Origin of the sequence: Streptomyces sp. NPDC058308 (assembly GCF_042880275.1) — a bacterium.
Lineage (GTDB): Bacteria > Actinomycetota > Actinomycetes > Streptomycetales > Streptomycetaceae > Streptomyces.
The window spans coordinates 46985-58148 of sequence record NZ_JBHVZA010000013.1 but is presented as its reverse complement, the minus strand read 5'-3'; the positions used below and the strand labels follow the sequence as shown (position 1 = coordinate 58148).

The 11164-nt window shown below is 72.0% G+C and carries 6 protein-coding genes; all 6 read left to right on the top strand.

What is annotated here, in order from left to right:
* The first annotated feature begins 213 nt into the window (after positions 1 to 213).
* On the top strand, positions 214 to 783 hold the full coding sequence (locus ACFVYL_RS19105; protein ID WP_389717397.1) for a small secreted protein: 570 nt from the start codon (positions 214 to 216) through the stop codon (positions 781 to 783).
* A gap of 228 nt (positions 784 to 1011) precedes the next feature.
* Positions 1012 to 2535 (top strand): methyltransferase, encoded by a 1524-nt coding sequence (locus tag ACFVYL_RS19100; RefSeq protein ID WP_389717395.1) that lies wholly within the window; start codon positions 1012 to 1014, stop codon positions 2533 to 2535.
* 178 nt (positions 2536 to 2713) lie between these two features.
* Positions 2714 to 2911: a hypothetical protein gene (locus tag ACFVYL_RS19095; RefSeq protein ID WP_361725907.1), complete on the top strand. Its 198-nt coding sequence runs from the start codon at positions 2714 to 2716 to the stop codon at positions 2909 to 2911.
* Positions 2912 to 3381: 470 nt separating this feature from the next.
* Positions 3382 to 6216 carry a type I DNA topoisomerase gene (topA, locus tag ACFVYL_RS19090; protein ID WP_389717393.1) on the top strand — a complete coding sequence of 945 codons (2835 nt, stop codon included), beginning with the start codon at positions 3382 to 3384 and terminating at the stop codon, positions 6214 to 6216.
* A 165-nt stretch (positions 6217 to 6381) separates the two neighbouring features.
* Positions 6382 to 9663, top strand: coding sequence for a dTMP kinase (tmk, locus tag ACFVYL_RS19085; protein WP_389717390.1), 3282 nt, complete (start codon positions 6382 to 6384; stop codon positions 9661 to 9663).
* A gap of 122 nt (positions 9664 to 9785) precedes the next feature.
* Positions 9786 to 10991, top strand: a complete 1206-nt coding sequence (locus tag ACFVYL_RS19080; RefSeq protein ID WP_389717387.1) for a DNA polymerase III subunit delta' — start codon at positions 9786 to 9788, stop codon at positions 10989 to 10991.
* Positions 10992 to 11164 lie beyond the last annotated feature (173 nt).

Below are 11164 nucleotides of genomic sequence, written 5' to 3'. Positions count from 1 at the left end.
ACGTGCGGGCGGACGGCGCTTTTTGAGGCGCCGTCCGCCCGTCGCCGTGCGCGGGCCGGTGGGTGCGCGGGGCCTCGTGAGCCTTCTCTCGCATGCCGTGCGCCGCTTGGTGCAAATGGCTGCAATAGCGGCAGTACCGGTCCCCCGACATGCGGTTGTCGCCCAGTTGGCGTGTAAGTTCCGGGGCCGAGAGCCACGGAAGGGACCAATCCGGTGAACAAGAAGCTTGCAGCCGCACTGTCCGGCGGTGCGGTACTGGTACTCGCTTTGTCAGGGTGCAGCAGCGACGACGGCGACGAGAAGCTCGACAACTGGGCCAAGAAGGTCTGTGACTCGGTCCAGCCCCAGTCGAAGAAGATCGCGGACGCCAACGCCGCGATCCAGAAGGAGACATCCGACAACAGCTCCCCGTCCGACGTCCAGAAGACCGACTCCAAGGCGTTCAAGGACATGTCCGACGCCTACAAGTCGATGGGCAACGCCGTGAAGAGCGCGGGCGCGCCGCCGGCCGACGACGGGAAGAAGAAGGCGGACGACGCCGTCAAGGAACTCAACTCCATCTCCAAGTCGTACGGGGACCTGAAGAAGCAGGTCGACGGCCTGGACACCAAGAACCAGGCGGACTTCGCGGACGGCCTCAAGGACGTCGCGGGCGAGCTGGACAAGCTGAGCAAGAGCGGTAACGAAGCGCTGGAGAAGCTGCAGGAGGGGGAGGTCGGCAAGGCGATGGGCAAGCAGGACAGCTGCAAGAGCGCGTCCGCCACGCCCTCCGCCAAGAGCTAGCCCCGGCGCCCCAGCCCCAGCCGCCAAGGCGAGTCCCAGCGCTCCGGCCCCAGCCGCCAAGAGCGAGCCCCGGCGCCCCGGCCCCAGCCACCAAGAGCCGTCCTCGTGCGGCTCTGTACGTTCCTGACGTCCTCGGGCGTTCCTGACGTCCTCCGAGCGTTCCCGACGCCCTCGGCGCCACACACGGCGCCGAGGGCGTCGGCGCGCCGGGCGGGCCACAATGGGGGAGTGAGTAACGCCAGCCTCCCCCTGCCCTCGTCCGACCACGCCGCCTCCCTGCGGGAGGCCCTGCTCGGCGCCGACTTCACCGCTGACGGGCTGCTCGAGCTGCTCGGGGCGCCCGCGTACACCGCGCTCGCCCGCAGCGAGACCGTGCCCGCGCTGCGGGCCACGCGCGGGGACGGGGCGCTCGCGGCGCTCGTACGCCTCTTTCTGCTGCAGGAATCCGTGCCGCGCGCGCGCGTGGCGGACGTTCTGCCCGTCGACGCACTCCTGGAGAGCGGTTGGCTGGCCGAGGACGAGAAGAGCGCCGAGCGGGACGGTGCGCTGCGGGCGACCGTGGACGTGCGGCCGTACGGCGGGCCGAGCGGTGAGGACTGGTTCATCGTCTCCGACCTCGGGTGCGCGGTCGGCGGCGCCGGCGGCATCGGCAAGCACGAGGAAGGCGTCGTCCTCGGCGTCGGCGGCGCGTCCACGACGCTCGCGGGGATCACGGTGCGTATGCCCGTCGCGAGCGCCCTCGACCTCGGCACCGGATCCGGCATCCAGGCGCTGCACGCCGCGCAGCACGCCACGCGCGTGACCGCGACCGACCTCAACCCCCGCGCGCTGCGGTTCACCCGGCTCACGCTCGCGCTCTCCGGGGCCCCGGACGCGGACCTGCGGGAGGGCTCGCTCTACGGGCCGGTGGCCGACGAGACGTACGACCTGATCGTGTCGAACCCGCCGTTCGTGATCTCGCCGGGCGCCCGGCTCACCTACCGGGACGGTGGGATGGGCGGGGACGATCTGTGCCGGTCGCTCGTTCAGGAGGCGGGGGAGTACCTGAACGAAGGGGGGTACGCGCACTTCCTGGCGAACTGGCAGCACGTGGACGGCGAGGAGTGGCAGGACCGCCTGCGCTCCTGGGTGCCGCGCGACTGCGACGCCTGGATCGTGCAGCGCGAGGTGCAGGACATCACGCAGTACGCCGAGCTGTGGCTGCGGGACGCGGGGGACCACCGCACGGACCCCGCGCAGTACGCGTCGCGGTACGACGCGTGGCTGGACGAGTTCGAGGCGCGGGGCACGCGGGCCGTCGGATTCGGCTGGATCACGCTCAGGAAGAGCGGGGCCGCCGAGCCGTCCGTCACCGTGGAGGAGTGGCCGCACCCCGTCGAGCAGCCGCTCGGCGACACCGTGCGGGAGTTCTTCGAGCGCCAGGACTACCTGCGGACGCACGACGACGCGGCGTTGCTCGCCGGGCACTTCAAGCTCGCCGACGAGGTCGTGCAGGAGCAGGTCGGGCTGCCGGGAGCCGAGGACCCGGAGCACGTCGTGCTGCGCCAGAACCGCGGGATGCGGCGCGCCACCAAGGTGGACACGGTGGGCGCGGGGTTCGCGGGCGTCTGCGACGGCTCGCTGAGCGCGGGGCGGATCCTGGACGCCATCGCGCAACTGGTCGGTGAGGACCCCGTGTTGCTGCGCGACCGGACGCCGGCGCAGATCAGGCTCCTCGTACAGCAGGGCTTTCTGCTGCCGGTCGGGGAGTAGCGAGCCGGGCCGCGCGGGGACGAGCGGGCGAGGCCGTCCGTCGTTCACCCCGATTTCGCACTCCCGATTCCCGTACGTGTCAGCCTCCCCGCAGGGATTCCCGCCGAAGTCCGACCGGACATCCGGCAGGGCGTACCGCAAGGCGTCCCACAGGGGAATCGGCACGGGGAGGCAGACCATGGAGAGCGGACCGGCGATCTTCGCGGGGACGGTGTTCGCGCTGTTCGGCGCCGGACTGCTGCTGTGGACCGGTGCGCGTGTCGCGCACCGTGCCCCCGTCGCCCAGGGTGTGAGCCCCGTCGCATCGGTGACACTCGCCACGCTCGCCGGATCGGGCGCGCTGCTCCTCGGCGTGTGGTGCTTCACGAGGCTCTGACGCGGCCTCGGCAGCGCGGCGGACCGTGCCGTTCCGGTTGACCGGGCGGCCGTTCGACCAGGCCTCGGTCGTGCCGACGCCCCGCCGCCCCGGCAAGGTGTCCGATCCCCTCCGGGCCCGGTGAAACGCTCCCCTCCCGACCCTGCCGACGCTCCCCTCCCCACCCCGCGGACGCTCTCCTTCCGACCCGCAGGACACTCCGCTCCCGGTGATCACGCAGGTGTGGCCGGGCCTGTGGCCGGGCCCGGTGCCAAAACAGCGGGTCGCCACTCCGGGCGGCAGGAATGGCGGTAGTCGGGTTACCGTTCGAGTGGCCGTTGCGGGCTTTTCCCGTTTGACACGGGGGCGGGATGTACCGTCACACTCCGCAGCGACAGCGCAACGCAAGCCATGCGGGCACTGCCACCGCACTGCCGAGAGCAACGCCACCGCGCAGTGCCACCGAGCGTCGACCGGAGAGAAGAGCGAAGTTGTCCCCGACCAGCGAGACCGCACAGGGCGGCCGCCGACTCGTCATCGTCGAGTCGCCTGCCAAGGCGAAGACGATCAAGAGCTACCTCGGCCCCGGCTACGTAGTCGAGGCCAGCGTCGGGCACATCCGCGACCTCCCCAACGGTGCCGCGGAGGTGCCCGAGAAGTACACCGGTGAGGTGCGCCGCCTCGGCGTGGACGTCGAGCACGACTTCGCGCCCATCTATGTCGTCAACGCCGACAAGAAGGCCCAGGTCAAGAAGCTCAAGGACCTGCTGAAGGACTCCGACGAACTCTTCCTCGCCACCGATGAGGACCGCGAGGGCGAAGCCATCGCGTGGCACCTCCTCGAGGTCCTGAAGCCCAAGGTCCCCGTCCACCGGATGGTCTTCCACGAGATCACCAAGGACGCGATCCGCAGCGCCGTCGCCAACCCGCGCGAGCTCAACAAGCGCATGGTCGACGCCCAGGAGACCCGCCGCATCCTCGACCGCCTCTACGGCTACGAGGTCTCGCCGGTCCTGTGGAAGAAGGTCATGCCGCGCCTGTCGGCCGGCCGCGTGCAGTCCGTCGCCACCCGCCTCGTCGTCGAGCGGGAGCGCGAGCGCATCGCCTTCCGCTCCGCCGAGTACTGGGACCTGACGGGCACCTTCGGCACCGGCCGCGCCGGTGACGCCTCCGACCCCGCGCAGCTGGTCGCCCGCCTCACCACGGTCGACGGCAAGCGCGTCGCCCAGGGCCGCGACTTCAACTCCGTCGGGCAGCTCAAGTCCGACACCCTCCACCTGGACGAGGCGAACGCCCGCTCGCTGGCCGCCGCCCTCCAGGACACGGACTTCTCCGTACGTTCGGTCGAGTCCAAGCCGTACCGCCGCTCGCCGTACGCGCCGTTCCGTACGACGACGATGCAGCAGGAGGCGAGCCGCAAGCTCGGCTTCGGCGCCAAGGCGACCATGCAGGTGGCCCAGAAGCTGTACGAGAACGGCTTCATCACCTACATGCGTACGGACTCCACGACCCTGTCCGACACGGCGGTCACCGCCGCCCGCGCGCAGGTCACGCAGCTCTACGGCAGCGACTACCTGCCGGACAAGCCGCGCACGTACGCCGGAAAGGTCAAGAACGCACAGGAGGCGCACGAGGCGATCCGCCCGTCGGGTGATCGTTTCCGCACGCCCGCCGAGACCGGCCTGACCGGTGATCAGTTCCGGCTCTACGAGCTGATCTGGAAGCGGACCGTCGCCTCCCAGATGAAGGACGCGACCGGAAACTCCGTCACGGTGAAGATCGGCGGCCGCGCCTCCGACGGCCGCGACGCCGAGTTCAGCGCGTCCGGCAAGACCATCACCTTCCACGGCTTCCTCAAGGCCTACGTAGAGGGCGCCGACGACCCGAACGCCGAGCTGGACGACCGCGAGCGCAGGCTTCCGCAGGTCAACGAGGGCGACCCGCTCTCCGCCGACGAGCTCTCCGTCGACGGCCACGCCACCAAGCCCCCGGCCCGCTACACCGAGGCCAGCCTGGTCAAGGAGCTCGAAGAGCGCGAGATCGGCCGCCCGTCGACGTACGCGTCGATCATCGGCACGATCCTCGACCGCGGGTACGTCTTCAAGAAGGGGACGGCGCTCGTTCCCTCCTTCCTGTCGTTCGCCGTCGTCAACCTCCTTGAGAAGCACTTCGGCCGGCTCGTCGACTACGACTTCACCGCCAGGATGGAGGACGACCTCGACCGCATCGCCCGCGGCGAGGCGCAGGCCGTGCCGTGGCTGCGGCGCTTCTACTTCGGCGAGGGCGAGGGCTCCGGCAGCGCCGCCGAGGCGGGCAACGGCGACGGCGACCACCTCGGCGGACTCAAGGAGCTCGTCACCGACCTCGGCGCGATCGACGCCCGCGAGGTGTCGTCCTTCCCGGTCGGCAACGACGTCGTGCTGCGCGTCGGCCGCTACGGCCCCTACATCGAGCGGGGCGAGCGCGACTCCGAGAACCACCAGCGCGCGGACGTCCCCGACGACCTGGCGCCCGACGAGCTGACCGTCGAGTACGCGGAGGAGCTGCTCGCCAAGCCGAGCGGCGACTTCGAGCTGGGCGCGGACCCCGAGACGGGCCGCCAGATCGTCGCCAAGGACGGCCGCTACGGCCCGTACGTGACGGAGATCCTCCCCGAGGGCACCCCGAAGACCGGCAAGAACGCGGTCAAGCCGCGCACCGCCTCGCTCTTCAAGTCCATGTCGCTCGACACGGTCACCCTCGCGGACGCCCTCAAGCTGATGTCCCTTCCGCGCGTGGTCGGTGCCGACGCCGAGGGCGTCGAGATCACCGCGCAGAACGGCCGGTACGGCCCGTATCTGAAGAAGGGCACGGACTCGCGCTCCATCGACACCGAGGAGCAGCTCTTCACGATCACGCTGGAGGAGGCTCTGGAGATCTACTCCAAGCCGAAGCAGCGTGGCCGCGCCGCGGCGAAGCCGCCGCTCAAGGAGCTCGGCGAGGACCCGGTCAGCGGAAAGCCGGTCGTGGTCAAGGACGGCCGCTTCGGCGCGTACGTCACCGACGGCGAGACGAACGCGACGCTGCGGGCGGCGGACTCCGTGGAGGACATCACTCCGGAGCGGGGCTACGAACTCCTCGCGGAGAAGCGTGCGAAGGGCCCCGCCAAGAAGACGGCGAAGAAGGCACCCGCGAAGAAGACCGCCGCGAAGAAGGCGCCTGCCAAGAAGGCCGCCGCCAAGAAGACAGCGGCCAAGAAGACCACCACCGCGGCGAAGAAGACGACTGCCAAGAAGACGACCGCCAAGAAGACGGTGGCCGCGTCCAAGGCGGCTTCGGAGGACTGACCTCCACCGACCTGTCCAGTGCCGGGCGCCTCACTGGAGGCGCCCGGCACCGGCCTGTCCGCCCCTGAAACGGCACGTTCCGCCCGCAACTGGACCAGATGGACCAGACGGTCGTTTGTTCGGGTGGCTCGGCGGGGAGTCAGTCCGTCCAGATAGGCTGGACGGATGACGCGTGCCGAGCAGCCAACGGCCGGAATCCCGGCCCCCGACGACGCCCTGGTCGCAGATTCCCGAGAGCGTGCCGTCCGCGCCTTGCTGCGCGTACCCCAACTGAAGCGGCTGTGGAGCGCCCACCTCGTCGACAGTGTCGGCGACGCGCTCGCGCTCCTCGTTCTGGTGATCCTCGCGCTCCAGTCCGCCATCGCCGAAGGCGCCTTCGGAGGCGGTTACAGAGGGGTGGCCCTCGCCGTAACCGCGGTCTTCGGAGCGCGCGTTCTCGCGACGCTGCTCTTCGGAGCGGTGCTCCTCGGGCCACTCACCTCCCTCACCTCCCCGGACGGACCGCTCGACCGCCGCTGGACGATGGTCGGGGCGGACGGCGTGCGGGCCGCGCTGCTGATCGTCGCGCCGCTGTGGATCGACTGGACGCCCGACGACGCCCTCGCGGTGATCCTGGTGACGTCCTTCGTCGTCGGCGTCGCCGAGCGCTTCTGGACCGTCGCCAGGGAGAGCGCGGCGCCCGCGCTGCTGCCCGCGCCGCCCCTGGAGGGCGCGACGATAAGGCCGCTGCCGGATCACATGGACGCGCTGCGGCGCCTTGCCCTGCGTACGGGATTCGTCGCGCTGCCCCTCGCGGCCGTGATCCTCGTCGGCATCACGCTCATCGGGAACCTCCTCGGCGCCGGTCTCGACTGGTTCGACCTGCACCAGGCCGGGCTCGCGTCCTTCGTGGCGGCAGGACTCTTCGCCGCGTCGCTCTCGATCGTCTACTTCCTCGAACTTCCCGGTGCGCAGACGCCACGCGCGCGCAGCCCGCTCGAAGGGCTGCGCAGGCCGCGCACCGGCACCAGCACGGACAAGGGCCGCACCGGCGCCATCCCGCTCTTCGTCCTGGCCTGCGCCGCCGTCGCCGGAGCCGTCGCGGCTGCCGTCGCCGTCGCCGTACTGCACGCCAAGGACCTCGGCGGCGGACCCGTCACGTACGGCCTGATCGTCCTCGCCCTCACCGGCGGCACCGCCGTCGGCATCCGCACCGCGCCGTCCCTGCTGCCCCCGCTCTCGCGCCGCCGCCTGCTCGCGCTCGCCATCGCCCTCACCGGCGTGGCGCTGCTCGCCGCGGGCCTCGTGCCCGACGTGACGACCGTTCTGCTGCTCCTCGCTCTCGCGGGGGTCTGCGCGGGCGTCGCCGCGAACACCGGGCACGCGCTGCTCGACCAGGAGGTCGAGGACTACCGCAGGGCCCGCACCACGGAACACCTCCACGCCGTCGTACGTCTCACCCTCGCGCTCGGCGCGCTGGTGGCCCCGGTGGTCGCCGCGGCGATCGGCCCGCACCGCATGGTCAACGGCAAGTTCGTCTTCGACCACGGCGGCGCCGCCTTCACGCTGATGCTGGTCGGCGCGCTGCTGCTGCCGGTGGCCGCGATCGTCCTCGCCAAGGCCGACGACCGGCAGGGCGTCCCCCTCCGGCACGACCTCCTCGACGCGCTGCGCGGCGGCGACGACCCGGCGCAGGGCACCTGCGCCACCGGCTTCTTCATCGCCCTCGAGGGCGGCGACGGGGCCGGCAAGTCGACGCAGGCCGAGGCGCTCGCCGAGTGGATCCGCGCCAAGGGCCACGAGGTTGTCGTCACGCGCGAGCCGGGGGCGACACCCGTCGGCAAGCGGCTGCGGTCGATCCTCCTGGACGTGTCCTCGGCCGGTCTCTCGCACCGCTCCGAAGCGCTGCTGTACGCCGCCGACCGCGCGGAGCACGTCGACACGGTCGTGCGCCCCGCCCTTGAGCGCGGCGCCGTGGTCATCTCCGACCGCTACATCGACTCGTCCGTCGCCTACCAGGGGGCCGGTCGCGACCTGTCGCCGACGGAGATCGCCCGCATCAACCGCTGGGCGACCGGCGGCCTCGTACCGCACCTGACCTGCCTGCTCGACGTGTCCCCCGAGGCCGCCCGCGAGCGGTTCACGGAGGCGCCCGACCGCCTGGAGTCGGAGCCTGCCGAGTTCCACGCGCGCGTGCGCTCCGGTTTCCTCACCCTCGCCGCCGCCGACCCGGGGCGGTACCTGATCGTCGACGCCGCCCAGGAGCCAGAGGCGGTCACGACCGTGATCCGGCACCGGCTCGACGTCGTGCTCCCGCTCTCCGAGGCCGAGGTGAAGGCCCGGGAAGAGGCCCGCAAGGCCGCCGAGGAGGAGGCACGGCGCAAGGCCGAGGAAGAGGCCGCGCGCAAGGCCGAGGAGGAGCGCCAGGAGCGCGAGCGCCAGGAGCAGCTCGCCAAGCTCCGTGCCGAGGAGGAGGCGCGCAAGCGCCGCGAGCTGGAGGAGGCCCAGCGCCGCGAGGCCGAGCGCCAGGCCGAAGAGGCCAAGAAGCGCGCCGAGGAGGCGCGCCGCAAGGCCGAGGAGGAGCAGGCCAGGCTGCTGGCCGAGGAGAAGGTCCGGGCGGCCGAGGAGGAGCGGCGCCGCCGGGAGGCCGAGGAAGAGGCGCGGCGGCGGGCCGAGGCGGAGGAGCGGCGGCTCGAGAAGCAGCGGAAGGCCGAGGAGGCGCTGCTGCGGGCGGAGGAGGCGCGGCGGCTCGCGGCGGCTTCCGCGGCGGCGGCTGCGGCTGCGGCGGCTTCTTCGAGGTCGGTTCCTGCTGGGCCTGGTGGGCCCGCGTCCGGGCAGGGGTCTACGGGGTCGGGGTCTACGGGGTCAGGGTCTACAGGGTCTATGGGCCCTGCTTCCGAGCAGAAGGCCGCTTCTACGGAGCACCAGACCTCTTCCGCGGAGCACAAGGACTCCTCCGCGGAGCACAAGGGCTCTTCTACGAAGCACAAGGACTCCTCCACGGAGCAGCCCGAGACGGACAACGAGACCACCGTGGCCACGCCCGTCGTGACGCAGCCCGCAGGGGCGGCCGACGAGACGGCCGTGCTGCCCGCGGTCGGAGCCGAGAGGCCCGGCCCCGAGGACACCGAGGTGCTGCCTCAGCCGCCCGCCCCCGAGGGCGCCGCGGACGAGACGGCCGTGCTGCCGACCGTCTCGGAGGACAAAGTGCCGCCGGGTTACTTCAGGGACGAGCGGCCCGCCCAGTCGTCCGACAGCCCGAACGAGCGGACCCGGGAACTGCCCCAGATCGACGAGCAGGGAGTGCCCCGGCGGCCCCGCTCCGACTGGGCCGAGGAGACGCCGCTCGACGACCTGCCGTCGCTGGCGGACGAACTGCTCGGGTCGCACGAGGACGAGGGCGAGGGCGAGGACGAGGCGAGCCAGAACGAGGGCAGGCGGGGGCGCCGCGGGCGCAAGGGCCGCTGAGCCCCGCGACGGCCCGCGGCGCCGGGATTGTCAGTGGCGTCCTCCACAATGGGCAGTCCGGTGTGGGACCGGAACCCGGCGCCCGGGCCGGAGCAGAGCGCAGCGTAAGGCGGTGTGACCCCATGAGCGTGTGGGACGACCTGGTGGGTCAGGAGCGGGTGAGCGAGCAGCTGGGTGCCGCCGCTCGGGACGCCGACGCGCTGGTGACCGCGACCACCGCGGGCACCCCGCCGCCGGAGTCGTCGAAGATGACGCACGCCTGGCTGTTCACGGGCCCGCCCGGCTCCGGACGGGCCACCGCCGCGCGCGCCTTCGCCGCCGCCCTGCAGTGCACAAGCCCGGACCGCGCGCTGGGTGGCGCCCCGGGCTGCGGGTTCTGCGACGGCTGCCACACCAGCCTCGTCGGCACCCACGCCGACGTGGAAGTGGTGCGCACGGACATGCTGTCCATCGGCGTGAAGGAGACCCGCGAACTCGTCCGCAGGGCGCAGCTCTCGCCCGCTGTAGGACGGTGGCAGGTCATCGTCCTGGAGGACGCCGACCGCCTCACCGAGGGCGCGGGGAACGTCCTCCTGAAGGCCGTCGAGGAGCCCGCCCCCCGCACCGTGTGGCTGCTCTGCGCACCGTCCCTGGAGGACGTGCTGCCGACCATCCGTTCCCGTTGCCGGCACCTGACATTGCGTACGCCTCCGGTCGACGCGGTCGCCGACGTGCTCGTACGGAGAGACGGCATCGAGCCGGACGTCGCGGCGGCCGCGGCGCGCGCCACGCAGGGGCACATCGGTCATGCCCGGCGGCTGGCCACCGACCCGCGCGCGCGCGAGCGCAGGGCCGCCGTCCTGAAGCTGCCGCTGCGGGTCACGGAGATCGGCGGCTGTCTGAAGGCGGCGCAGGAGCTGATCGACACGGCGTCGGAGGACGCCAAGCAGGTCGCTGAGGAGGTCGACACCAAGGAGACCGAGGACCTGAAGTCGGCGCTCGGCGCTGCGCAGGGCGGCCGGATGCCGCGTGGCACGGCCGGCGTGATGAAGGAGCTCGAGGACCGGCAGAAGCGCCGCAGGACCCGGACGCAGCGCGACAGTCTGGAGCTCGCGCTCATCGACCTGACCGGGCTCTACCGGGACGTGCTGGCCCTGCAGCTGGGTTCGAGGGTGGCGATCGCCAACACCGAGGTGCAGGACATGCTGGAGCGGATGGCCCTGGGCACCTCGCCCGAGGCCACGCTGCGCCGCATCGAGGCCATCGGCGCCTGCCGCACCGCCCTGGACCGGAACGTGGCACCGCTGCTCGCGGTCGAGGCGATGACGGTGGCGCTGCGGGCGGGGTGACCGGGCGCGGGGCAGGCGGAACGTCCCCGGCAGGCTCCGGCCCGCGGTGCCGGATCAGCGGTGCCGGATCAGCGGTGCCGAATCCGCGGCGCCGGATCCGCGGTGCGGGATTGACCCAGTCACTCGTACGAGCGCCGTGAGTGATCGCCACCTCGCGGAGAGTTACCCTCGCG